The sequence below is a fragment of the Salinisphaera aquimarina genome, assembly GCF_042643355.1.
Taxonomy (GTDB): Bacteria; Pseudomonadota; Gammaproteobacteria; order Nevskiales; family Salinisphaeraceae; genus Salinisphaera; species Salinisphaera aquimarina.
The window spans coordinates 519022-543623 of record NZ_JBHRSS010000001.1; the positions used below are offsets into that span (position 1 = coordinate 519022).

The 24602-nt window shown below is 63.2% G+C and carries 17 protein-coding genes; 6 read left to right on the top strand and 11 right to left on the bottom strand.

The genetic code is table 11. The features are described 5' to 3' along the window. Nucleotides 1-36 precede the first annotated feature (36 nt). The 7 genes from ACFOSU_RS02410 to ACFOSU_RS02440 form a co-directional block, all read right to left on the bottom strand. On the bottom strand, nucleotides 37-3807 hold the full coding sequence (locus ACFOSU_RS02410; protein WP_380686093.1) for an Ig-like domain-containing protein: 3771 nt from the start codon (nucleotides 3805-3807) through the stop codon (nucleotides 37-39). A gap of 498 nt (nucleotides 3808-4305) precedes the next feature. Then, complete coding sequence (locus ACFOSU_RS02415; RefSeq protein ID WP_380686095.1) at nucleotides 4306-6777, bottom strand: acyl-CoA dehydrogenase; 2472 nt, start codon at nucleotides 6775-6777, stop codon at nucleotides 4306-4308. A gap of 114 nt (nucleotides 6778-6891) precedes the next feature. Continuing rightward, on the bottom strand, nucleotides 6892-7782 hold the full coding sequence (locus tag ACFOSU_RS02420; protein ID WP_380686097.1) for an alpha/beta fold hydrolase: 891 nt from the start codon (nucleotides 7780-7782) through the stop codon (nucleotides 6892-6894). Next, nucleotides 7779-8642, bottom strand: a complete 864-nt coding sequence (locus tag ACFOSU_RS02425; protein ID WP_380686099.1) for a DMT family transporter — start codon at nucleotides 8640-8642, stop codon at nucleotides 7779-7781. Before ACFOSU_RS02425 ends, ACFOSU_RS02420 begins: the two co-directional genes overlap by 4 nt. Nucleotides 8643-8679: 37 nt before the next feature. Beyond that, nucleotides 8680-9747 (bottom strand): zinc-binding metallopeptidase family protein, encoded by a 1068-nt coding sequence (locus ACFOSU_RS02430; protein WP_380686101.1) that lies wholly within the window; start codon nucleotides 9745-9747, stop codon nucleotides 8680-8682. 70 nt (nucleotides 9748-9817) lie between these two features. Then, nucleotides 9818-10744: an alpha-E domain-containing protein gene (locus tag ACFOSU_RS02435; RefSeq protein ID WP_380686103.1), complete on the bottom strand. Its 927-nt coding sequence runs from the start codon at nucleotides 10742-10744 to the stop codon at nucleotides 9818-9820. Between the two features lie 2 nt (nucleotides 10745-10746). After that, on the bottom strand, nucleotides 10747-12204 hold the full coding sequence (locus ACFOSU_RS02440; RefSeq protein ID WP_380686105.1) for a circularly permuted type 2 ATP-grasp protein: 1458 nt from the start codon (nucleotides 12202-12204) through the stop codon (nucleotides 10747-10749). 109 nt (nucleotides 12205-12313) lie between these two features. On the opposite strand from ACFOSU_RS02440, the gene minC reads away from it, so the two are divergent. The 4 genes from minC to ACFOSU_RS02460 all read left to right on the top strand — a co-directional run bounded on the left by minC (nucleotide 12314) and on the right by ACFOSU_RS02460 (nucleotide 16022). After that, nucleotides 12314-13057 carry a septum site-determining protein MinC gene (gene minC / locus ACFOSU_RS02445; RefSeq protein ID WP_380686107.1) on the top strand — a complete coding sequence of 248 codons (744 nt, stop codon included), beginning with the start codon at nucleotides 12314-12316 and terminating at the stop codon, nucleotides 13055-13057. 3 nt (nucleotides 13058-13060) lie between these two features. Then, a complete protein-coding gene (gene minD / locus ACFOSU_RS02450) occupies nucleotides 13061-13867 on the top strand; it encodes a septum site-determining protein MinD (RefSeq protein ID WP_380686109.1) in 807 nt (268 codons plus the stop codon). Between the two features lie 3 nt (nucleotides 13868-13870). Next, the gene (gene minE, locus ACFOSU_RS02455) at nucleotides 13871-14131 is read left to right on the top strand and encodes a cell division topological specificity factor MinE (protein WP_380686111.1); all 261 of its coding nucleotides are present in this window, start codon (nucleotides 13871-13873) and stop codon (nucleotides 14129-14131) included. A 262-nt stretch (nucleotides 14132-14393) separates the two neighbouring features. Further along, nucleotides 14394-16022 carry a GMC family oxidoreductase gene (locus ACFOSU_RS02460; protein ID WP_380686113.1) on the top strand — a complete coding sequence of 543 codons (1629 nt, stop codon included), beginning with the start codon at nucleotides 14394-14396 and terminating at the stop codon, nucleotides 16020-16022. Between the two features lie 24 nt (nucleotides 16023-16046). On the opposite strand, the gene ACFOSU_RS02465 is transcribed toward ACFOSU_RS02460, so the two are convergent. Then, on the bottom strand, nucleotides 16047-16940 hold the full coding sequence (locus tag ACFOSU_RS02465) for a LysR family transcriptional regulator (protein WP_380686115.1): 894 nt from the start codon (nucleotides 16938-16940) through the stop codon (nucleotides 16047-16049). Nucleotides 16941-17048: 108 nt separating this feature from the next. Here ACFOSU_RS02465 and ACFOSU_RS02470 point away from each other — a divergent pair, with 108 nt between their 5' ends. Together ACFOSU_RS02470 and ACFOSU_RS02475 are read left to right on the top strand one after the other, a co-directional pair. Continuing rightward, nucleotides 17049-17978, top strand: coding sequence for an AEC family transporter (locus ACFOSU_RS02470; protein ID WP_380686117.1), 930 nt, complete (start codon nucleotides 17049-17051; stop codon nucleotides 17976-17978). A 202-nt stretch (nucleotides 17979-18180) separates the two neighbouring features. Further along, a complete protein-coding gene (locus ACFOSU_RS02475) occupies nucleotides 18181-19371 on the top strand; it encodes a putative manganese transporter (RefSeq protein ID WP_380686119.1) in 1191 nt (396 codons plus the stop codon). A 346-nt stretch (nucleotides 19372-19717) separates the two neighbouring features. On the opposite strand, the gene ACFOSU_RS02480 is transcribed toward ACFOSU_RS02475, so the two are convergent. The 3 genes from ACFOSU_RS02480 to ACFOSU_RS02490 all read right to left on the bottom strand — a co-directional run bounded on the left by ACFOSU_RS02480 (nucleotide 19718) and on the right by ACFOSU_RS02490 (nucleotide 24584). Beyond that, on the bottom strand, nucleotides 19718-21379 hold the full coding sequence (locus tag ACFOSU_RS02480; protein WP_380686121.1) for an AMP-binding protein: 1662 nt from the start codon (nucleotides 21377-21379) through the stop codon (nucleotides 19718-19720). A gap of 130 nt (nucleotides 21380-21509) precedes the next feature. Beyond that, nucleotides 21510-23165, bottom strand: a complete 1656-nt coding sequence (locus ACFOSU_RS02485; protein WP_380686123.1) for an AMP-binding protein — start codon at nucleotides 23163-23165, stop codon at nucleotides 21510-21512. Between the two features lie 51 nt (nucleotides 23166-23216). Then, entirely contained in the window at nucleotides 23217-24584 is a 1368-nt protein-coding gene (locus ACFOSU_RS02490; protein WP_380686125.1) for a YihY/virulence factor BrkB family protein, read from the bottom strand. Nucleotides 24585-24602: the final 18 nt, after the last annotated feature.

The window sequence follows — 24602 nt, forward strand, 5'->3', positions numbered from 1 at the left end:
CCCCCCAAGGCAGCCGGGGTCGTCACGCCGTGTCATTTAACGATTCGGGAACTCGCGACCACCATGCGCCGGCGAGCCGACCAGCTGGAAGTTCAGGCCGCCCGGATCCACAGTGGCCGTTGCAGGCAGCAAATTGAGCGCCGTTGCATTCAGCCGGAATCTGTTCGAATTCCTCACCGATATTGCCAGGCGTCCGTTCTGCTCGAACGTCACCGGGCCGACAATGTTGACGTTGATTGGCTGCTGATCCAGTGCCACGCCCTGGCCGTCCGGTGCGTTGGCGACGAGCGTGAGCGAGGCCGCGAAGCAGGGCTCGAAGTCGTACGGAACTGCAGGGCTGGTGACGTTGCCGTCGGCATCAGTGCGCGCGGGGAAGGTGCCCGTGCATTTATCCACGATGTAACCCGACTGGGTACCGTCGGTGTTTGCATCGTTGGGGAATCGCAGCAGAATTCGACCAGTACGCAATGCGGTTGTATCACCGAGTCCCGCATCGTCGAGAAGCGCACTTAGCAGTCCTCCTACTAGATCTCCAGGCTGGCTAAGTTGATTGAGCAGACTACCTACAGTCGTCTCATCATTAAGCAGCATCGAGAACAGCTGGGCTATTTGGCTATCAGGTGGAAGAATCTGACCCAGTAGGCCACCCGCCTCTTCGGGGGTCATTTCTGGGTTTCCACCAAGTAGGCCGCCGACAGTGCTGAGTAGACCGTTTATCGCATTACCTACCGCGGGGATCTCTCCAATAGGGGACGTCGGACCCTGATCGGGATCCTCGTTGACCAGTGCTAATTGGTCCACGATTGCGCCAACCAATTGGTCCAGAGGTCCGCCTACTGCACCAGTTATTGTAGCGCTTAGCTGGGAGATGTCGATATCAACGCCTGTCAGCGAATTGATACCGCCCGGTAGCAACGAGACGCGTATGCATTCGTTAGGCGTACTGCCGACAGCGCTCGACCCGTCAGCGTTCGCCACTGAATCAAGCGCGGCGCAGTCTTCCATCGTGTCGCGTATGGCGATCGGCCTTGCCAGGGACAGATATGAGGCGAAACGACCATCCGCTTGCTCACCCGGAATCATCAAGGAGTTGCCCAATAACTCGGTAGTAAGCGTCAACAGCGTACGGTTGCCTGCCTGGGGTACTTCGCCGTCGTCGAACTGACCGTTTCCGTTGGTGTCGGACTCGGGCAGTGTGAACTGGTTGGCGTAGTAGTCGTCGCTGGCCGCGGTGGCATCGAACGGGATGACGATATCCGGACCGCCCGCAGGGGGCTGGGTGGTCGCCGCTTGCGGCGTCGAACCGGTTCCATTCAAGGGATTGGTATTCAGTGCGGTACCGTCGGCGTCCACGATCTGGTTGCTGCACGACGACCCGTCGGTGCCGCAGACCACGATCCAGTAACGCGTACCGGGCTGGAAGTCTTCCGACGGCCGGAAGCTGAAGCCGCGGGTCAGCGCGTCACCCTGATTGGCGAGTGCAATCTCGCCCGGCACGGCGCCGACACACTGACCGCTGCCGTTCATCTGCTGTACCGCGACCGTGGCGCCAGCGTTGCTGTTCGCATCGCCGCTGCCGGCGGTCAGGCAGCCATTGGCCAGCACGATCGAGTCGCTGTCGACGAGCTTCGAGAAGAAGCCGTCGACCGAGACATTGGCCGGGCTGGTGAACACGGGGAAATCGTCCGAAGCAATATCATTGCCATCGGCGTCCATACCCGGGTCGTCACCGACGCAATGGCCGGCGGTATCACCCCCCGAGTTGAAATCACCGCCCTCCAGCGCGCAGGGAATACCGGGCGACAGGGTGCCCAGCAGCGGCGGCGTCGGGCTGGTCTCGACCTGTGGTTCGGTGGTGAACGCAATCGTCTGGCCGGGGCCCAGTGTGTTTTCGAAGCTCACTGCGTTGCCGGCGAGATCCTTAAGCGTGTCGCTGGCATTGAGCATGATCGTGTATTGCGTGCTCGGCTGCAGCAGGCTGATCGGGTCGATCACGATGCTGAAGCCTTCCACGCGATAGGTGGCGGGGACGTCGCCCGCGTCACTGGTCAGCATGATACTGCCCGGATTGACGCTGGTCGGATCGAGCGGCTCACTGAAGGTGATGGCCGGGCTCGACTCGATCGGGAAACTGTTGATCGCTGCGCTGTCGTCGTCGCCAGGTGAGCCATCAGTACACAGCTGTTCCGGAAGTGCAGTTGGCGACGCACCCAGAGATGCGAACACCGGATTGTAGGCTGCAGAGCCGAACGCATAGAGACAAGCGGTGGGCGACTGTGCGGTCACAGTCGGCGGCAGCTGATCCGCGGCGACATCGATCTGATCGTCCGGCAGGGCCGGCAGCACCAGCGTGAGCTGGAAGTCGGTGGTGGCGTTGTCGGTGCGGTTGACGTTGATCGGGAAGGTGCCGATCGTGCTGATCGCCAGATCGCCGTTGGCGCGCGGCACGGCCAGACCCGCGGCCTGGATATTGAGCACGGTCTGGTTGAATACGCCGTTGGCCAGCGATTGAATGATGTTTTCCGGCGTGCCCGCGGTCGCGGTGATCAGGGTGCCGATGCCGAGATCGAAACGCAGGCGTACTGCCGTGGGGGCTTCGATATTGCGATAGTCGTTGGCCATCAGATAGACATCGACATCGTTGATGAAGTTGACGTCGATCAGACCGCTCGGGTCGATCGGGGTGGCGATATCGCCGTTGAGCGACAGGCTCAGGCCCTTGAGCTGGAATTTCTGCCCGGCGCGAATGACCGCGGGGAAGACGTCGCCGAATCCGGGCTGGCCGGGCGTGGAAAGCGTGGTTTCGACGCCGCGAGCGACGCGGGACGCCGCGGCGCCGTCCACGTCGCCGGGGCCGACGACCGGCTGGTCGTTGGAGGCGATCAGCTTCGACGAGATGTTGACGTTATTGGTCGCCATGCCGTCGAGGTTGTTATCCGGCAGGTCATCGGGGTTGGTGCCCGTGTCTTCGATCGTGAGGGTCTGGGGGATCGGCTTGCCGATACTCAGGACCTGTCGTGTCTGGCTGCCGGCAACGAGCGGCTTGCCGAACTCGGAGACGATGTCCGAGGTCCAGGAAATGGTGTACTTGCCGGGCGGGAGCAGGTCTTCGGTCGGATCGAAGACGATATAGCGGCCAAGCGCGGTGAGTTTCGCCTGGGTCGCGTCGCCGTTGGTACCGGTCGTGATCTGTTCGCCGTCCGGGCCGGTGACCACGAACGTGGAATCGTCGACCGTGGCCGGATCCAGCGGCTCGTTGAATATGACGCGGATGGCGTTGAACTGGGCGAATATGGATTTCTCGCCGGTGATTTCATTGGTTTCGCCGGGTGTGACGGTCGTGACCTTGAAGTCGCCGTCGGCGGGGCGTCCTTCCGCCGGGCGCGTGATGAACGAGAACACGCGGTCGCCGGCATCGAAGTTGGTGTTGCCGCCGGCGATCGAATCGGTGGCGACCACGTCATAGCGTGTATTGGGCAGCAGATCGGCGCTGGCCGTCAGTCGAATGATATTGGGCTGGTCTTCGTCCTGTGTCGCCGTGAGCGGCGGCTGGGCGTCGTCGCCGTCGATCTGGAGCGCGAAGGCGTCGGACACGTCGCCCGATACGGCGCCGCCGAAATCGACCACCATGGTGGTGTCGAGCACGACGTCGCTCTGGCCATTGAAGGGATAGGTGAAGATCAGCCCCTGCGGGGTGACTTCGTCACGGGGGTTCGCGGAGCCGTTGCTGCCGCCGCTGCCGCTGGAACAGGCCGGCAGGATGCCCACCATGACAATCAATAACGTGAGGACGGCGAATCGGGTCACGCGCGAATGGCGGACACCGGACTCGCCTCCGAATACGGCGCGCGCAAAGCCTGCAGACGGCTTGGCGCAACGCATACCAGAGGAATGCATGGATTGCACGGCTAATTCTCCCTTGCTGATGAACGTGTCGAATGCGACACGCATTCTTTTTAGAATGCCCCGCGTTGACAATAAACGAGATCGCAATCAGGCGCTAGAGATGGAGGTGAAAATACTGATTACACTCGCATTTTGACGCGTTGCAGCATGGCACGGATCAGCCGGCCTGTGCGCGCTGAAACGTTGGTGAGTACAGGGTTTTGTCGCCCTCAGGCGACAGCGTCGGTCCGGCCGCCGCGCGCGCTATTTCTTATGCCCGGATAGTCTCCGGATGACGCAGTGCGCGCGTTTGCGCGTTTTGCGCTGGCCGTGTTCTGTTTGCCCTGCGCCGAAGACCGCCGGCAAAAAAAACGGGCCGCATCTGGCGGCCCGTTGAGGTGGGTCTGCAAGGTCCAATTCTCAGGCCGCGCGAGAGCGGCTCGCGGCCGCCTTCTTTCGCGCTGAACGCATTTCGGCGGGATCGAAATCGTCCACATTGATGACGGCCATCTGCAGTTCGTAGAGATCGCGCATGCGCTGCGCTTCGTCGGCGCTGAATACTTCCGCCGCGGCTGCCTGTTCGATCTGCTCGAGCGGGTGATCGGCGGTCACCTTGTTCTCCTTGCGGGCCGATACGAGTCTCTTCTGCAGATCGGCGCCGTCGAGCGTGGCCTGCATGGCCTGTTCGAACAGCGCCACGCTTTCGTTCTTGGTCTGCGAGATATAGCAGCGCGGCGTCAGCCGGTCGCGGACAGCGCCGGGCGTCTGCAGCAGCGCGGCGATACGTTGACCGAGGACATCGCCCGGCACCCGGGCGCTCAGACCCAGCGGGAAGATCAGCACGCCGGCCAGCCACGCGGCGGGGCGATTGGGCAGATGCCGGATTACGCCGGCGAGTGCGGTCTCGATGGTCGCAAAGGCATCTTCACAGACCCATTGCACGAACGCCAGATCCTCGGCGTGGGCACCATCTTCCACGAAACGTTTGAGGGTGGCGCTGACGATATAGAGATTGGACAGCACATCGCCGAGCCGTGCGGAAATCGATTCGCGGAATTTCAGGCTGCCGCCCATCGTTGCCATGGCGATATCCGATAGCAGCGCAAGATTCGCCGAATAACGGTTCATGGCCTGATAGTAGGGCTTGAGCACGGCGGTGTTGCCGGTGGCCGTGCCCAGTCCGCCGGTGATGCCCATGACCAGCGATCGTGCGGCGGCGGCGAGGTCGTGGCCGACGTGAGCGTAGAACAGGTCGTCGAAATCGTTCAAAGCCGCCGATTTGTCCGGGTTACCGGCAGCCTCGATTTCGTCGAGCACATAGGGATGACAGCGGATCGCGCCCTGGCCATAGATCATCATCGACCGGGTCAGGATATTGGCACCCTCGACGGTGATGTTCACCGGCGCGGCCTGAAAGCTCCGGGCCACCGGGTTGGACGGGCCGAGCATGACCGCCTTGCCGGCATGGATATCCATCGCGTCCTTGGCGACCTGCTGGCCCATGGTGGTGACATGGTATTTGGCGATCGCCGAGGCCACCGAGGGTTTTTCGCCCAGGTCCACGGCGTTGGCGGTGAAGCGGCGCACCGACTCGCAGGCGTAGGTCTTGCCGCCGATTCGCGCCAGTGCTTCCTGGATGCCTTCGAACGCACCGATGGATACATTGAACTGGCGCCGGATGACGGCATAGGCGCCGGTCAGGCGGGCGTTGCCGATGGCGTCGCCGGTGGAGCCCGAAGGCAGCGAGATCGAGCGCCCGACCGACAGGCATTCCATGAGCATGCGCCAGCCCTGGCCGATCATTTTCTGGCCGCCGATGATGAAATCCAGCGGCACGAAAACATCCGTGCCCCAGGTCGGCCCGTTCTGGAACGGGGCGCTGGCCGGAAAATGCCGTCGCCCGGTATGTACGCCTTCGATATCGGTGGGGATCAACGCGCAGGTCACGCCCAGTTCGGTGTCGTCGCCAAGCAGCCCGTCCGGGTCGTACATCTTGATCGCCAGTCCCAGCACCGTCGCGACCGGAGCCAGAGTGATATAGCGCTTGTTCCAGGTCACCTTTATGCCGACGACCTGCTCGCCGTTCCATTCGCCCTTGCAGACCACGCCCCGGTCGGGAATGGCGCCGGCGTCGGAGCCGGCGTGCGGGCCGGTGAGGCCGAAGCAGGGGATTTCCTCGCCCACGGCCAGGCGCGGCAGGTAGTGGTCCTTCTGTGCGTCGGTGCCGTAGTGCATGAGCAGTTCGGCCGGGCCGAGCGAATTGGGCACGGCCACGATCGGGCCGACGGTGCCGCCGGCCGGCCCGCTGCCGATCTTGGCCAGCACGCAGGAATGCGCATAGGCAGAAAACGCGAGTCCGCCGTAGCGTTTGGGAATGATCATGCCCCAGAACTTGTTGTCCTTGATGAACTGCCAGGCGGCATCGCTCAGGTCGGCGTCTTCATGGCTGATCTGCCACTCGTCGCAGATGTCCAGCAGCTGCTGGACCGGGCCATCCAGAAATGCCTGTTCCTCGTCGGACAATACCGGTGGCGGCAGCTTGTCCAGCCGGCGCCAGTTGGGCGCGCCGGAGAACATTTCGCCTTCCCACCACACGCTGCCGGCATCGAGCGCGGTGCGTTCGGTGGCCGAGAGGGTCGGCAGCACCTCGCGGAACAGATCCAGAATCGGCTGCGTGAGCCACGGCTTGCGGATGGCCGCGACGTTCAGCGGCACGGCTACCGCGGCAAAGACCAGCCACAGGAACAGGCCGACGCCGAACCCGGTGCTGGTAAGCGTACAGGCCGCCAGCAAGAGTGCGGTCACCGCCGTCGCCGTCCTGAGGCCGACCCGGTTGTAGGCCAGGGCGAGAAACGCGCCGAGAAAGACAACGATCCAGATGAGCGTCAGCATCGCGCAACTCCGCGGCCGATCGATCGGCCGGATTGAAAAGGTTCAGTCGAGCATAGGCAATGGCGATCGTGCCCGCAAACCCGTCTGCGGCGGGTATTTCGCTGTCGTTTCAGTTCACTCGTGGGCGCTCAGAAAAGCGCAAATCGCATCCGCGAGCGCTTCGGGCCGCTGGATATGCAGCATATGGCCGCAACGCTCGAGCACGACATGCTCGACGGTGGTGAAACAGGCGCGTCGACGGGCCATTTCCTCGTCGTCGATGACGAATCGCATCATCGAACCGGCGGCATCGATGCACAGCACAGCGGCGCTGACCTCGCGCCAGAGCGCCATGGCTTCATCCGCGCGAAAACCGTAGGCGGCAGTGGCCCGGTGCCAGACGTCGTGGTTCATGCGCCGGCGCTCGGTGTCGTCGACCGATTCCGACCAGCGTTCGGCCAGCGTGGCCAGTTCGTTGTCGTCGAGCTCCGGATAGCGCTTGCCGATACGTTGGGCGATAGCGGCGGTGTCGTCGTATACCCGCTCGATCGGCGGCGAGGCCTGCGCATCCAGCCAGCGCCGGTAGCGTCTCGCGGTCTCGGCGGTGTCGGCATCGGGCACGTTCAGGCTGTCGAGTGTGACCAGATGCGACACGCGGTGCGGACGCACGCCGGCGTACTGGCTGGCGACCTGGCCTCCCATGCTGTGGCCGACCAGGATGACGCGCTGATCGGCTGCGCCGACGACGTTGTCGATGAGCCGTTCCAGATCGACCAGGTATTCCGGGAACCAGTAAGTGTTGTCGATGGATTGGGTCTGGCCGTGGCCGCGCCAGTCCGGGACGATGAAACGATAATGCCCGGGCACGCGGGCGTCGATGGCATCGACCAGGGCTGCGAAGCTGGCCCCGGTATCGAGCAGTCCGTGCAGCAGTACGATGGGCGTGCCGTCGGCCGGCCCGGCTTCGCGCACGGCATAGCGAAGTGCGCCGAGTTGACGAAAGGTGACGTGTTCGAGAAGGGTCATGCCGGTACGCTTCGAAGTCGGTTCACCTGGGCCTGGCGGGCATAGAACGCCGCCAGCGCGCCCAGGATGATGGCAATGGCGAGCAGGGTGGTCGCAGTGGGCGCTTCAGCCAGCCACAGCCATGCCCAGAGCGTGCCGAACACGGTCTCCAGGAGCATCAGCAGGCTGACTTCCGGCGCCGGCAGATAGCGCGGACCGCGGCCGATCAGGCCGAAGGCGAGCGGCAGCACCACGGCCATGGCCGCCAGGGCGCCGAGCCCCGTCGTGTCGAGCGACAGCGGCGATGCCGGCCATGCGGATGCCAGCGCGATCAAGGCGCCGCCCAGCGCCAGTCCCGGCAGGGTGTCGCCGTCGCCGGTGGCTCGCATGACCACGAATGTGGCGCCGAACACAGCCGCCGTGGCGACTCCGATCAGGCGCCCGAAGCCGCTGCCGGCACCGCCCACGGCGATCAGGAACAGACCGAGTGCGATCACCGCCGACACCACCCAGACCCGCAGCGGCGCGCGTTCGCGCAGAAACACGGTGCTCAGCAGTGCGGCAAAGATGGACGCCGTGGCCAGACACCCCAGGGTGTCGGCGACCGAGGTGTTCGCGAGCGCGGTGACGAACAGGATATTGCTGAGCGCGAACAGCACACCCAGCCCCCAACCCTGCGGACGCCGCAGCTGTCGGAGCATTGCGGTGGTGCCGCGGTCGCGAATCACGATATAAGCGAACAGGCCCACGCCCATGGCCAGTCCACGCCAGAACAGGGTGGTCGCCAGATCGGCGCCGAGCAGACGAATCAGGATCGAATCCGGACTGAGCACGAGTACCCCGGCCGCGGTCAGGGCGATGCCGCGGGCGCGCGCCGTCAAAGTGCCTGCCCGGGGCGAGTCGGCTCGATCGATGCGATCAGCGCGCCGGATTCTCGTAGCCGTCGACCACGCGATGGATGAAGCCGAGTTTTTCGTAGGCGCGCGCCGGCAGCACGAATGGATAGGCATCCGGCAGACCCATGCTGCGATTGACCGCGTTCATGCCGATCGCCAGATGGGTCCAGCGGTGACTGAGTGCATCGAAGTCGCTGCTGTCGCGCTGCCACGGCGGCGCGGCCACCAGTTGGTACTCGGTCGCGGTTTCCAGCGTGTCGCGGATGTGCAGATAGTGCGCCCATGATTCGGCCCAGTCCTCCCAAGGATGGGACGAAGCATAGGGGGTCACGAAGTGCGCCTGCCAGTCCGCGGGCGCGCCCTGGCTATAGTGCTGCTGGAGTGCGGCACCGTAGTCGGCGCGTTCATCGCCGAACAGGGCGCGGTATTCGTCGATCCTCGGCGTATTGTCGATCAGCCGGGCCCAGTAGTAGTGCCCGATCTCGTGCCGGAAATGACCCAGCAGGGTGCGGTAGTGCTCGCCCATCTGTTCGCGCATGCGCGCCCGGGCGACATCGTCGGCTTCCGCGATATTGATGGTGATCAGGCCGTTGGCATGGCCGGTATTGATCTGGGCCTGGCCGGCGAGCCGTTCGGTGAATTCGGTATTGGCGTCCCGGTCGGCAAGAAAATCGAAGGCCAGGCCGTTGTCGGGATCCTGGTCGCGGCCGATGATCGGCAGACCCAGCTGCATTAGGTTGTAGACCAGATGCCGCTTGGACGCCTCGAGCTTGGCCCAGAGCGCGTGGTGACGGGGCTCGGTGAGATCGGGAATCGTGCGCGTGAGCCGACAGGACGGGCACAGGCAGTGCGGGGACTCTTCCGGCACCAGCCAGTTGCAGACATTGTGATCGCTGTAGTTGGTGCACAGCCGGTAGATACGACCGAGCACGCTGCCGGCCGGCGGTACCTGCCAGCGGCCATCACCGAGCGGTTCCAGCGAGGTCAGTCGCCGGGCTTCGGGCAGGAAGCCCAGACGGCGTTCGCAGCGCAGACAGCGGGTGTTGTTGAAGAATATCGAATTGCCGCACTGGCAATAGAAGTCGAGCATCGAATATGTCCGGTCGCGGTGACCTGTGAAATGGCGCCCCGCGCGGTGCGCCGGCTGAATTACTCTGAGCCTAGTGCTGAAAGTATCGGCTCTGAATCACGTCGTTGAAGCGGTTCAACTCGATCTGCATACGGTCGAGAAACTCGCTCAGACGATGACCGCTGAGACGGCTGAAATCCGCGTTGGAGAGTACATCCAGGGCGATATTCAGTTGTGCGGTGCAGGGGCTTGAATTGGGCAGTCGTGCCAGCCGTGCACCCGCTTGGTGCAGACAGAAACGCGTCGACCGGGGAAAGGCGACGTCGGAGAGCAGAAAACGCACCACGCCGGGGCCGGTGACTCGTGTGCGCACGTGCCGCCGGTACATCTGGAAGGCGCTCAGTGACTTGAGCACGCTGATCCATTGCACATTCTGGTAAGGGAGCAGGTCGCCGGTTTCGTCGGTGAGCAGGTCGCTGCTGCGCACGTCGATCACGCGTGTGGTCATGTCGGCGCGCTCGATCGACATGCCCAGAGTGAGCATGTCGTAGGCGGCGTCCCGACTCATGCCCGATTCGATCTGGCCCCAGGTCAGGCGCGCGGTATGAACCACGCGATCCATCACCCGACTGCGCGCGAGCCGGCGCTCGATCTGCTGGCCCTCGTCGGCCATGAACAGATGCAGGCCGTTGATCTCCTCCCACACCTCGCGCGGAATGAGGTCGCGGGCGCTGCGCAGATTCTCGCGCGCGGAGGCCACCGAACTGGCGATCGAGCCGGGATGGGCGCGATCGCTCGTGAGAAAGCGCATCACACAGGTTTCGCTGCCGTCCGGATAGCGCTCGGCGAACAGATCGTCGGCGCCGACGATTTCGACCAGCGCGCGCCAGTCGAACTCGGTCTGCCGGGGCAGATCCAGCAGCAGCAGGGTGGTGGCATTGATCAGGCGCGCGCTGGATTCGGCACGTTCCAGATAGCGCCCGACCCAGAACAGATTCTGTGCAAGTCGTGACAACACGGTCAGTGCTCCTCGTCCTGGACGATCCAGGTGTCCTTGCTGCCGCCGCCCTGGGAGCTGTTCACCACCAGCGAGCCTTCGCGCAGCGCCACCCGCGTGAGCCCGCCCATGGTCACGAAACCGCCGCCGTCGGGGCGCGAGACGATGAAAGGCCGCAGGTCCACGTGGCGGGGCGCGGCGCAGCCGTCGATCAGGGTGGGGGAGGTGGACAGCGCCAGCGTGGGCTGGGCGATGTAGTTACGCGGATTGCGCTTGATCAGGTCGGCGAACTGGGCGCGCTCGGCGTCGGTCGCGCGCGGGCCGATGAGCATGCCGTAGCCGCCGGATTCGTTGGCGGGCTTGACCACGAGCTTGTCCAGGTTCGCCAGCACATGTGCGCGTTGCTTGGGATCCATGCACAGAAAGGTCGGCACATTCGGCAACTTGATGTCTTCATCCAGGTAGTAGCGGATCATCTCGGGCACGTAGGCGTAGACGACCTTGTCGTCGGCCACGCCGGCCCCCGGTGCGTTGGCGATGGCGACGTTGCCCGCGCGCCAGGCCCGCATCAGCCCTTTCGTGCCGAGCATGGAGTCGGGGCGAAAGGCTTCGGGGTCGATGAAGGCATCGTCGACGCGCCGGTAGATGACGTCCACCCGCTGTGGCCCGAAGATGGTGTGCGAGTAGACACAGTCATCACGATCCACATACAGGTCGCTGCCCTGTACCAGTTCCGCGCCCATCTGGCCGGCGAGCCAGACGTGCTCGAAGAACGCCGAGTTGTAGACGCCGGGCGTGAGTACTGCGACGTTCGGGGTCACATCCTTGCGCGGCGACAACGCATTCAGCGCATCGAGCAGCTCGCTGGCGTAGTCGTCCACGGGCAGGATCGTATGGCGTTCGAACAGTTCCGGAAACACCCGTTTCGAAACCAGCCGGTTCTCGACCATGTAGGACACGCCGGAGGGCACGCGCAGGTTGTCCTCCAGCACGTAGAAGTCGCCCTGGCCGTCGCGGACCAGATCCGAGCCGCAGATATGCGCCCAGATATCGCCCGGCGGCCGGATGCCCACACATTCCGGGCGGAAGTTCACCGAGTGCTCGAGCACTTCGCGCGGAAATACGCCGTCGGCGATGATCTTCTGCTCGCCGTAGAGATCGGCAATGAACATGTTGAGCGCGGTGACCCGCTGCAGCAGGCCGTCGCGTACCCGCTGCCATTCGGTCTCGCCGATTGTGCGGGGCAGCACGTCGAAGGGCCAGGCGCGGTCGATCATGCCGGCATCGGAGTACACCGTGAAGGTGATGCCCATGGCTTTGATCGACAGATCGGCCGCGGTACGCCGGTTGCTCAGTTCGGGGCCGCCGAATTCCCCCAGCTGGCGAATCAGGCCACGCGCCGATGCTCGGGGCGACCCGCCGTCGTCGAACAGCTCATCAAAGAAGCCGGGGCTGCGATAACCCTGCCAGAAGTCATTCATGGGATAGGTTCAAGCAATCGTGTGAGGGATAGAGTACCGCTATTTTCTATGCAAGACGCAGACCATGAGCATGCTAGAATCCCGCATTGTTTTGAACGTGACTTAGCACATGGCGGGTACAACTACCGCGGCGGCTGCCGGCGTCGTGTTCAAGGGTCGGATGATGACGATTACGGTGCTCGAGGTTCGCGAAACCGACAGCGACCGCATCGCCAAGCAGATCGACGACCAGTTGAAACGCACGCCCGGTTTCTTCTCACGCATGCCGGTGCTGCTGTCGCTGCCGGACGCGCTCCCCGATCTGGCCGCCCTGGGGAACATCGTGCGCGATGCCGGGCTGATGCTGGTCGGCGTGCTCGACCCGAACGAGCAGGTGGCGGCTGCCGCCGCGGATGCAGGCCTGAGCGTTATTGCCTCGCCCACCCGTGGCAGCAACGGTGCCGAGCGCGCGCGCAAATCCGCGCCGGAGCCTAAAGACAGCCCGCCACCGGCCCGGGACAACGATGCACCGGAATCCGCGAAAACACCCACACGCCTTGTGACGCGGCCGGTGCGCTCCGGCCAGCAGATCTATGCGCGTGGCGGCGATCTTGTCATCGCAAGCTCGGTCAGCGAAGGTGCGGAAATATTGGCCGACGGGCATATCCATATTTACGGTGCGCTGCGTGGGCGCGCACTGGCCGGCGCGAGCGGAGACACGCAGGCGCGTATCTTCTGCCGCCGCTTCGAGCCGGATCTGGTCGCCATCGCCGGCTGTTACAAGGTCGCCGATGCCATAGACGAGGGCGTACGTTCCAGGGCCGTTCAGGTATCTCTGGAGCATGACAACTTGACCATAGAATTGCAGGAGTAGCGAGTGGCAAAAACGATCGTCGTCACGTCCGGTAAAGGCGGGGTCGGCAAGACCACGACTGCCGCATCCTTTGCGACCGGCCTGGCCATGCGGGGTCACAAGACCATCGTCATCGACTTTGACGTGGGCTTGCGTAATCTCGATCTGATCATGGGGTGCGAACGCCGGGTTGTGTTCGACTTCATCAACGTGATCCAGGGCGAGGCCAACCTCAAGCAGGCCATGATCCGCGACAAGCGGGTCGAGAATCTCTATATCCTCGCGGCGTCCCAGACCCGCGACAAGGACGCGCTGGTGCTGGAAGGCGTGGAACGCACGCTCAACAAGCTGGCCGAGGAGTTCGACTATATCGTCTGTGATTCGCCGGCCGGCATCGAAACCGGGGCCATCATGGCGATGTATTTCGCCGACGAAGCGCTGGTGGTCACCAATCCGGAAGTCTCTTCGGTACGCGATTCCGATCGCGTGCTCGGCATGCTGTCGTCCAAGACACGTCGCGCCGAGAAGGGCGAAGAGCCGGTCAAGGAGCATCTGGTGGTCACCCGCTATGCGCCCAGCCGCGTGGGCAAGGGCGAAATGCTCTCGCTGGTCGACGTCAACGATATTCTCGGTATCCCGCTGCTGGGCGTGATCCCGGAATCCGAAACCGTGCTCAATGCCTCGAACTCGGGTGTGCCGGTGGCGCTCGAAGACAATGCCGATGCCGGACAGGCCTATCTGGACATGGTGGCGCGTTTTCTCGGTGAGAACCGCCCGATGCGTTTCACCGAAGCCAAGAAAGGCTTCCTCGATCGTTTGATGGGGAGGTAAACCATGGGTTGGCTCGATGTTTTTCGCGCCGAGAAAAAAGGCTCGGCGCAGATGGCCAAGGAGCGACTGCAGGTCGTTGTCGCGCATCGTCGTACCGGCGGTGGCAATCATCCGGCGTACTTCCCGCAGCTGCAGCGGGATCTGCTCGCGGTGCTGCGCAAGTATGTCGAGGTCGGAGAAGAGGCGGTACAGATGGAAATCGAGCGTGAGGGCGATCTCGAGGTGCTCGAGCTCAATATCACGCTGCCCGACTCTCGCCACTAGCTGGAGTCCGGGATGAGAGCGCCGTGGTCCGATTGGGGCGCGGCGCCCTTTAAAAAGCGATCGCGGGGCATACGGCGCAGGATGCCTCGCTCTGGAATTCCGACGGCCAGATGACGCGCCATATGTGTCAAGATCGTGAGATGCAACGCGAGGCCGCGCTGATCGTCGACGTATTCTTTCGCCGCTGATTCAAAAACGCTGATTACCCGACACGGCATGGCCGCGTATGCGAAAATAACTATTTTCGGCACGAGGGGTCAGGATGTCCGCACAGCAGAAAACGTTCGATTACGTGATTGTCGGCGGTGGCTCGGCCGGTTGCGTGCTGGCGAACCGTCTGAGCGCGGACCCGAATGTATCCGTCTGCATGCTGGAGGCGGGGCCGGGCGACTGGAATCCGTTGATCCATATCCCGATCGGCATCATCGGCCTGATGTGGTCGAAGATGTTCAACTGGGCGTATTACACCGCGCCACAGAAGCATCTCGACAATCGGCAGATGTTCTGGCCGCGCGGCAAGACGCTGGGCGGTTCCAGCGCCATCAACGCGCAGTGCTATACGCGCGGCAACGCCTGGGACTACGACCACTGGGCGGAACTCGGCAATCGCGGCTGGGGCTATCGCGAGATGCTTGGGTATTTTCGCAAGTCCGAACGCTTCGAGAACGGCGAGAACGAGTATCACGGCCAGAGCGGCAGCTATGCGGTGAGCAATCTTCGCCACGTCAATCCGCTCAGCCGCAAGTTCGTGGACGCGGCGGTCGCCTGTGGCTACGAGCGCAACGACGACTTCGGCGGCGCCACCGAGCAGGGCTTCGGGCTCTATAACGTGGCTCAGGACAACGGTCGCCGCTGCAGCAACGCGGACGCGTTTCTGCATCCCGTGGCGGATCGCAAGAACCTCACCGTGATCACGCGCGCGCGTGCCAAGCGGATTCTGCTGGAAGGCAAGCGCGCGACCGGCGTCACCTACAAGAAAGGCTGGTTCGGCGGCGGCCATGCCGTGGCGGCGAAACGCGAGGTGCTGCTGTGCGGCGGGGCGATCAACTCCCCGCAGCTGCTCATGCTCTCGGGCATCGGGCCGCAGTCCGAGCTGGACGCCCACAGTATTCCGGTCCTGCATGCGCTCGAAGGCGTGGGCAAGAACCTGCAGGATCATCTCGATGTCAGCATCATCGATATCGAGAAGACAAAGCTCAGCCTGCGTCTGGGGCCGAAGTTCCTGCTCATCGACGCCCCGAAGGCCGTCTGGGACTATTTCGTCCACGGCCGTGGACAGCTGACCAGCAACGTCGCCGAATCCGGCGGTTTCGTGGCCAACGACGAAGCCCCCGAACTGGCCGACATGCAGCTGCATTTCATCGCCACGATCGAGCAGGATCACGGCCATAATCTGTGGAACACCATCAAGCATCACGGCTATACGCTGCGCATCTGCGACCTGCGGCCGAAATCCCGTGGCTTTGTCGGGCTGCGAAGCGCTGATCCGATGGCCGACGCGTTCATCGACCCGAATTATCTGTCGGCGCCGGAGGACATGGCGCAACTGGTTCGGGCGGTCAAGATCGGCCGTCGTATCATGGGCGCCGAGCCGCTGGCCGCGCATCGCGAGCGCGAGATGGAGCCCGGCGAAGACGTGCAGGACGATGCCGCCATCCAGCGCTTCATTCGTGCGCGCGCGGAGACGATCTATCACCCGGTGGGCACATGCAAGATGGGCCATGACGATCAGGCCGTGGTCGACGACCGTCTGCGCGTGCACGGCATGCAGGGCCTGCGCGTGGTCGACGCGTCGATCATGCCGACCCTGGTCGGCGGCAACACCAATGCCCCGACAACGGCGATCGCCGAGAAGGGCGCCGAGATGATCCTCGAGGACGCGATGGGCTGACCAGCCTGTGCGTCGGCTTGGCTGTCACATGGTCTCGCCCGTCGTGCTCAAGGCACGCGAACACTCCAGAAAAGGCGCGAGACACGGATTGTGGTTATGCGCGCTCCAGTAAATCCCCTGTTCGATCAGGGGCGCGTCCCGGATCGGATGAAACACCGCGCCCGGCAACTGCATGCGGCGCATGGATTCGGGTACCAGCGACACCCCCAGCCCGGCCGCGACCAGATTGACGATGGTCTGCTGCAGATGGGTTTCCAGGCGGATGGTCGGTTCGAAACCGTGGCGCGCGCAACAGCTTGAAAGCGCCTCGTAGAGCGCCGGCGCGGTGGTGCGCGGGAAGGTGACGAACGGCTCCTGGGCGAGCTCATCCACCGCAATCAGCGGTTGTTCGGCCAGCCGGTGTGTGCTTGGCAACACCGCGCATAGCGGCTCCCGGAACAGGCTTCGATAGCGTAGCGTCCGCCGGAGCTGGGACGGAAAGCCGATACCGACGTCGGCGCGCGCCGATGCCAGTGCCTCGTCGAGATGTCCTGGCAGCGTCTCCTCCAGACGAATCGAGATCTGTGGGCGCTGATCGGTGAATGCGCGGATCAGCTTCGGCAGCAGATTCCATGCCGCGTACATGGTGAACCCGACGCTGAGTTCGCCGTGATGGCCATGCGCCGTGGCCCGTGCCGAGCGCTCGGCGCGGTCGACGTCATCCAGCAGACGCAGCACGTGGGCGTGATAATCGACGCCCGCGGCAGTCAGCGCGACCGAGCGGGACGTGCGGGTGAACAGGGCGACACCCAGCCGTGATTCCAGTGCCGCGATCTGCCGGCTCAACGGCGGCTGGGTGATATGCAGTCGACGCGCGGCGGCGCCGAAGTTGAGTGTCTCGGCGAGAACCGCGAAATAGCGCAGCTGGCGAAAATCCATAAACGATGTGTTTTCGGTATCAATCGCGATAGTAAATAGCATTAGACGGTATCGATTGCCAGCCGTAGTCTGCTGCGCCTTGTACCCGTCGACAGGTTGCGCGCCGTCATGGCCTCCGTCACCAATGTTCTGTTGCCCATCTTCGGGCTGATTCTGGCCGGCTATCTGTGCCGCCGCACCCATCGCCTGGGCGACACCGCGGCCTCCGAACTCAACCGTTTCGTGGTCTGGCTGTGCCTGCCGGCGCTGTTGTTCGAATCCACGGCCACCGCGAGCTGGACGCAGATCTGGCATCCGGGTTTCGTTGCCGTCTCGGTCATCTCGACCATGGCGGTGTTCGGTGCCACGCTGCTCTATCGGCTGCGCGGCCCACGCCATCTCGCCGACGCGAGTATCGACGCCCTGGGCGCGGCCTATGCCAACACGGGTTATATCGGCATTCCGCTATGCGTGCTGGTATTGGGGGACGATGGGCTGGTGCCGGCGTTGATCGCCACGCTGGTGGTCGTATGCGTGCTGTTCGCGATTGCCGTGGTCTGTGTCGAGGTGGGTCTGCAGACCGAACGGACACTGCACCGCGCCGTGATCAAGGTGGTATTCGCGCTGGCCAGGAATCCGCTGGTGGTGGCGCCGGTGCTGGGCGGTCTGTGGGCAGCGAGTGGTCTGACGCTGTTCGAGCCGGCCGCGAAATTCCTGCATCTGATGGGGCTGGCGACCACGCCCTGCGCGCTGGTCTCGCTCGGCGCCTTCCTGGCTCAATCCAGGCGCGAAAAGAGTAGCGGCGCGCCGGCGCTGGTGACACTCAAGCTTATCGTGCAGCCCGCGCTGGCCTGGATTCTGGCGGTTTATGTCTTCGACCTGCCCCTGTTCTGGGCCCAGGCCGCGTTGCTGCTGGCCGCCTTGCCGACCGGCACCGGGCCGTACATGCTCGCCGAGTTCTATGGTCGTGAGGCCTCGGTAGTGTCGAGCACGATTCTGTTGTCGACCCTGGGCTCGCTGATCACGCTTTCGTTGTGCCTGTATCTGATTTCAGCCTGACGCATTGCGCCGCAACTGTCCGCGGAGCGCCGTTGTATTAGATGCCGGGTTCGCTGCCGCAGGTTTCTGATTGGAAGTGCTTGCCAGGTGGCATGGTTTCGGATAGCGTTCGCTCTATAAGTCAGCCTAGGCTTAATATAGGACGCAGATGAAAGAAATGGCGCAGAGGGCGATATACGCAACCGGCACAAGATGGCCGGCCGTGTTTGCTCGTGGAAGCTGGCGCTGGAGCCTGCCTGTGCTGATCACCCTGTCGGTACTCAGCGGCACCGAGACCGGTGTTCTCGTACGCGACACGCTCGCCGAGGCGTATCTCCAGGTCAGCGTATTCGTCGCCGCGACCCTGATGCTGCTCTACGGCATCGAGAACCGGTTTTCGGTCGACCTCGAAAGTCGGCTCGCCAACGCCGGCCGGGCGCAAGTACCGCTGGCCGCCGGCCTCGGTTTGTTGCCGGGCTGTGGGGGCGCAATCGTCGTGGTTACGCAGTTCGTGAATGGACGGATCGGGTTCGGGGCCCTCGTCGCGGTTCTGATCGCGACCATGGGCGATGCCGCGTTCCTGCTGATCGCGGCCGCGCCGGGAACCGCAGGGGTGGTGCTCGGTGTGAGCCTGGTCTGTGCGGTTCTGGGTGGCTGGGCCGTGGATGCCATTCATGGCCCGGGCTACATGCGGCCCGAGGCGAGGGCCGACGGTGCTGCCGCTCCGTCCGCGCGGGGTCGGGTGGAATCACGACCGTGGCTCGATCGAGGCTGGTTCGCGCTGTGGGCCGCCGGAATGCCTTTGGCCGTGGCGATCGCATTTCAGCAGGATCCCAACGCCTGGTTCGGCCCCCTGTCCGAATACGAGCCGGCGACGTGGCTGGGGTTTGCCGGCGCCATGCTCGCCCTGCTGATGTGGGCAGCACGCGTTGGCGGCACCGCGCCGGCGGGGTTGATGCAGGAACGGTCGTCGGCGCTGGCCAATCCGGGTCACGGGATGGCGGTGGAACGGCCGGTACAGGGGCACGGTCTGCTGGCGCTGGCCACGCGCGCGAGCCCGGATACCAACTTCGTGACCGTGTGGGTCATCGTCGCTTTTCTGTTGTTCGAACTCAGTATCGCGTTTACCGGCACCGATCCCAGCGCCTGGTTCAATATTGCGGCTCCGTTGATGCCGCTGATGGGCGTGCTGGTGGGTTTCATACCCGGCTGCGGGCCGCAGATTCTGTTGGCGACGCTCTATCTGAGCGGGGTGGTGCCGATGTCCACGCTGCTGGCCAACGCGATCAGCAACGACGGCGATGCCCTGTTTCCCGCGCTGGCACTCACGCCCCGCGCCGCGCTGCTGGCGACGCTGTACTCGGCCGTGCCGGCGTTGATGGTCGGCTACAGCGCGTTCGCACTGGGGTATTAGGGCGTGTTGCCGTTTGGCCCGACGCCGCGCCAGCGGCCATTTTTTTGCAAGACAAGGCGCAGTGCGCGTCGTGTAGCCGGGCTACATGAGCGTGCTGTAACGCCGTACTGCAGGAAAATGGACGCTGTCCCGAAGGGTTGCGGCCCAAAATCGGTCCATACGGCGTTGCGCGGTTTGACCCTAGAATGACTAGGGTCGGCACCCCGCGCCTTGTCTGGCCCGATTTTGGGGTGCAACGCGGGGCCGCGCCAAACGGCAACACGCCCTAGTCCGTTGCTGGTATTACGGGCATGAAAAAGGCCGCCGGCGCAGAGCGCGGGCGGCCCCGGGCTGGCCTGGCGTCGTTTTATTTGTCGCGCAGATCCTTGCGCAGGATCTTGCCGACGTTCGATTTCGGCAGTTCGTCGATGAAGGCCACCTCCTTGGGCACCTTGTAGCCGGTCAACTGCGTGCGACAGAACTCGATGAGTTCTTTTTCGGTGAGGCTGTTGTCCTTCTTGACCACGAATATCTTGACCACTTCGCCCGATTTTTCGTCGTCCACGCCCACGCAGGCCGCTTCCAGAACCTTGGGATGCTCGGCGACCACGTCCTCGATCTCGTTGGGATAGACGTTGAAGCCGGACACCAGAATCATGTCCTTCTTGCGATCGACGATATGGAAGAAACCCTTGTCGTCCATCTTGGCGACGTCGCCGGTACGCAGCCAGTGCCCCTCGAAGAAGGTCTTTTCGTTCTCCTCGGGCTTGTTCCAGTAGCCGGCCATCACCTGCGGGCCGTGCACGCACAGTTCGCCGGCTTCTCCGGCAGGCAATTCGTTGCCTTCGTCGTCACGAATCGAGACATCCGTCGACGGAATCGGCAGGCCGATGGAACCGTTATAGTCCTGCAACGACAGCGGGTTGATACAGGCGGCGGGCGAAGTTTCGGTCAGGCCATAGGCCTCGATCAGCGGTACGCCGGTCGCTTTCTTCCATTTCTCCGCCACCGCTTTCTGGACAGCGGCGCCGCCGCCCAGGGTCAACTTGAGGCGAGAGAAATCCAGCTTGCTGAAATTCTCGTCGTTGACCATGGCGTTGAACAGCGTATTCACGCCGGTGAAGGCCGTGGGTTTGTGCTTGTCGAATTCCTTGACCAGTGCCGGAATATCGCGCGGGTTCGTGATCAGCACGTTCTTGCCGCCCAGTTGCATGAACACCATGCAGTTCGCTGTCAGCGCAAACACGTGATAAAGCGGCAGGGGCGTGATGATCAGCTCCTTGCCACGCTCGGTCCACGGTTCCAGCCAGGTACTGGCCTGGGCGATATTGGCGACCAGATTGCGATGCAGCAGCATCGCCCCCTTGGCCAGCCCGGTGGTGCCGCCGGTGTACTGCAGGAAAGCGATATCGTCGCCGGACAGATCCACCGGCTTGAGCTGTTGCTTCGCGCCCTTGCTCAGGACATCGTTGAAACGAACGGCGCCGGGCAGCTTGAAGTCCGGCACCATGCGCTTGACGTGCTTGACCACGGTATTCACGAGCGTGCGTTTGAGCAGCGGCAGGCGATCGCCGATCTGGGTGGTGATGACGGCTTCCAGGGCGACCTTGTCGATCACCTGCTCGAGCGTAGCGGCGAAGTTTTCCACGATCACGATCCCGCGTACGCCGGCATCGGAGAGCTGATGCTCGAGTTCGCGCGCGGTATAGAGCGGGTTGACGTTCACCACCACCATGCCGGCACGCAGGATACCGAACAGCGCGATCGGGTACTGCAACAGATTGGGCATCATGATGGCGACGCGATCGCCCTTGGCAAAGCCCAGATCATTCTGCAGGTAGGCGGCGAAATCCCGGCTCTGCGCGTCCAGCATGTCGTAGCTGAGTTCGCAGTCCATGTTGCTGAACGCGGGATTCTTGCCGAAACTACGAATACTGTCGTCGAAAATATCGACGATCGTGCGCTTGGGATCGACATCGATCTCTTTGGCGACGCCCTCGGGGTAGTGATCCAGCCAGGTTTTGTTCACGATCGCTCCTCTTGTAACCATATGACCGGCATAGCATCGATGCCGGCATCATTTGCGTTGAGTATATCAGTCGGGGCATCCCGGCAACGACGGGCCATATCCCGGCATGTTCCCGGTTTTTAGCGTTCGATCAACGCAGTTCCTTGCGCAGGATCTTGCCAACATTGGACTTGGGCACCTCGGCGATGAATTCGTAATGCTTGGGTACCTTGTAACCGGTGAGATGGTCGCGGCAGTAGCGGCGCACCTCGTCGAGTTTCAGTTCGCTGTCTTTCTTGACCACGAACAGCTTCACCGCTTCGCCCGATTTCTCGTCCGGCACGCCGACGGCCGCGGCTTCCAGCACGCCTTCATGTCCCGCCACGACATCCTCGATCTCGTTCGGGTACACGTTGAAGCCCGATACGAGGATCATGTCCTTCTTGCGATCGACGATATAGAACAGGCCGGACTCGTCCTGACGCGCAATATCGCCGGTGCGAAAGAAGCCGTCCTCGGTGAATGCCTCGACGTTGACCTTGTCCTGGCGCCAGTAGCCGCTCGTCACCTGCGGGCCGCGCACGCACAGTTCGCCGGGTTCGCCGATCGCCAGGCTGTCGCCGTCGTCGTTGCGAATATCCACCTCGGTCGAGGGCACCGGCATGCCGATCGAATGATTGAACATGCGGCTGTTGAGCGGGTTGCAGCTGACCACGGGCGCGGTCTCCGACAAGCCGTAGCCCTCGATGATCGGATGGCCGGTGACCTCGAACCAGCGCTCCGCGACGGCCTGCTGGGTCGCCATGCCGCCCGACATCGAGAACTTGAGCTGGGAAAAATCCAGTTCCGCGAAGCCGGGCGTGTTGAGTAGGCCGTTGTAGAGCGTGTTGACGCCGGTAATCGCCGAAAATGGATATTTGCCCAGGGTTTTCACGAAGCCGGGCATGTCGCGGGGATTGGTGATCAATACGTTGTGGGCGCCCACCGAAAAATAGACCAGCGTGTTCACCGTCAGCGCGAAGATGTGATACATCGGCAGTGCCGTGATCACGAGTTCGCCGGTATCGCTCATCTCCGGCTTGAACCATTCCTGGCATTGCAGCACGTTGGCCACCACGTTGCCGTGCGACAGCATCGCGCCCTTGGCGGGGCCGGTGGTGCCGCCGGTGTATTGCAGGAAGGCAAGATCGTCGGGGCCGATTTTCACCGGCTCGAAGGTCAGTCTCCGGCCCTCGGCCAGCGCGCTGGGGAAATCCAGCGCCCCCGGCAGATTCCAGTCGGGCACCAGTTTCTTGACCTTCTTGACCACGAAATTGGTGAGCAGACGCCTGGGCAGCGACAGCATGTCGCCCAGCTGGGTCGTGATCACTGTCTCCACCGGCACGCTGTCGTAGATCTTCTCCAGGGTCGCGGCGAAGTTCTCCATCACCAGGAGCGTCTTGACGTCGGCGTCGACAAGCTGATGCTCGAGCTCACGCGCGGTATAAAGCGGGTTGATGTTGACCACCACGAGCCCGGCCCGCAGAGCGCCGAACAGTGCGATCACGTACTGAAGACAGTTCGGCATCATGATCGCCAGACGTTCGCCGCGACGCATCTGCAGTGACTGCTGCAGATAGGCGGCAAACGCTTTCGAATGCTGCTCGACGTCGGCGAACGTCAGCGCCGTATCCATGCTGGAGTAGGCCGTGCGCTGTGCATGATCGGCGCAGCTGTCCTCGATGATCGACGCGACCGACTCGAACGCCGCGGTATCGATGGTATGGCGTACGCCGATCGGATAATTTTCGAACCAGTTCTTGTGCATCTGTCGCCCCCTTTGAACCATTCACCCTGAATAGCGGCTATACGATTTTCATCACCCGGTTGCCTGGAACGGCCCCGCGCCGGCCCGTTCTTTTTCACGCATGCTGGCCGATACGAGCCCGCGCAGCGACAAGTCCCCGAACGTGTCGTGCCGTGCCTTTTCCTTGCGTGCGATCCACGCCATGACTTCCCGGTGCGGCGCGTCGTCGCGCGTGTTCGGCGCGGACGTCGGATCGCCCCGCCGTACTGCGTCTAGTATGTCATTGACCTTGAGGCATTCGATGTCCTGACGCGGCAGCAGGGTAACCGTGGTGTCACCGCTCTCGATCAGGATATTGGCCTCGACCAACTGGTCGACGATGTCGTAGACATGATCGGGGGCGGCGCCGATGTAGCGTGCCAGGCGTGCCACCTGCCACGGCGTATTGCCCTGCATGAAGTTGTAGCCGATCAGGCTCATCATGAGCAGTGCGATCTCCTCGCGCTGATATGCGCCCAGGCGCGGTGGATAAGGCGCGCGAGTGAGCTGCTCGCCGTGCTGAAGCAGAAACGCGACCCGGCAGCCGGTGAGCATGATCAGCCAGGACACGTACAGCCAGATCAGCAGCAGGATGAGGATGGCGAAGCTCGAATATACCGCGTTGACATTACCGGCATTGGAGGCGAACACGGCAAAGCCGAGGCTGGCGGTCTGCCAGAGAACGCCGGCGAAGACCCCGCCGCCGATGGCCGGCAGGATATTGACCTTGGTGTTCGGCATGAAGGCGAACAGGAAGGTGAAACCGATGCTGTAGAGCACATAGGGCACCAAGCGGCCGATCAGGTACAGCGAGGCGCCGAACGGCTCGATCGTGCTCAGGTATCCCACGACGGTGTTGTTGCTCAGCGACGCGGTCATGCTGGTGGCGGCCAGGATCACGATCGGGCCGACGATCAGCACGCTCAGGTATTCGGTGAAGCGCCGTCCCAGCGAGCGCGGCTTGCGCACCTGCCAGATGTAGTTGCAGCCGTTTTCGACCTTCTGGATCAGCGAAATGACCGAATACATCAGCAGCACAACGCCGATGGCCCCGAGCAGACCGACCTGCACGTTCTCCACGAAGCCGACCACCTTGTCGATGATCTCGTCGGCCTGTGCCCCCAGCGGTGCCAGAAAGCGGTGCAGTACCGGCCGCAGGGCGTTGTTGACGCCGAAAGCCTTGAGCATGGAGAACGCCAGCGCCAGCAGCGGCACCAGCGACAGCAGGGTGGTGTAGACCAGCCCCATGGCGCGCATGGTGATCTCGCCGCTCTGGATATCACGAAATAGCACCTGCCCGAGCCGCACGGCGATGATGCCCCAACGCCTGGGGCGCCGAATCGTGTCGAGATCGCGTTGCCAGATGGCGGCATCGAAGCGATTGCTTATCCGGTTGAGCATTTAATCTCCCTGGTCAAT

Coding starts and splice junctions, on each gene's coding strand:
- ACFOSU_RS02430 (WP_380686101.1), bottom strand. CDS start 9,747: ATGCTCGACTTCTATTGCCAGTGCGGCAATTCGATATTCTTCAACAAC.
- ACFOSU_RS02465 (WP_380686115.1), bottom strand. CDS start 16,940: ATGGATTTTCGCCAGCTGCGCTATTTCGCGGTTCTCGCCGAGACACTC.
- minC (WP_380686107.1), top strand. CDS start 12,314: ATGGCGGGTACAACTACCGCGGCGGCTGCCGGCGTCGTGTTCAAGGGT.
- ACFOSU_RS02490 (WP_380686125.1), bottom strand. CDS start 24,584: ATGCTCAACCGGATAAGCAATCGCTTCGATGCCGCCATCTGGCAACGC.
- ACFOSU_RS02420 (WP_380686097.1), bottom strand. CDS start 7,782: ATGACCCTTCTCGAACACGTCACCTTTCGTCAACTCGGCGCACTTCGC.
- ACFOSU_RS02470 (WP_380686117.1), top strand. CDS start 17,049: ATGGCCTCCGTCACCAATGTTCTGTTGCCCATCTTCGGGCTGATTCTG.
- minE (WP_380686111.1), top strand. CDS start 13,871: ATGGGTTGGCTCGATGTTTTTCGCGCCGAGAAAAAAGGCTCGGCGCAG.
- ACFOSU_RS02460 (WP_380686113.1), top strand. CDS start 14,394: ATGTCCGCACAGCAGAAAACGTTCGATTACGTGATTGTCGGCGGTGGC.
- ACFOSU_RS02415 (WP_380686095.1), bottom strand. CDS start 6,777: ATGCTGACGCTCATCTGGATCGTTGTCTTTCTCGGCGCGTTTCTCGCC.
- ACFOSU_RS02440 (WP_380686105.1), bottom strand. CDS start 12,204: ATGAATGACTTCTGGCAGGGTTATCGCAGCCCCGGCTTCTTTGATGAG.
- ACFOSU_RS02485 (WP_380686123.1), bottom strand. CDS start 23,165: ATGCACAAGAACTGGTTCGAAAATTATCCGATCGGCGTACGCCATACC.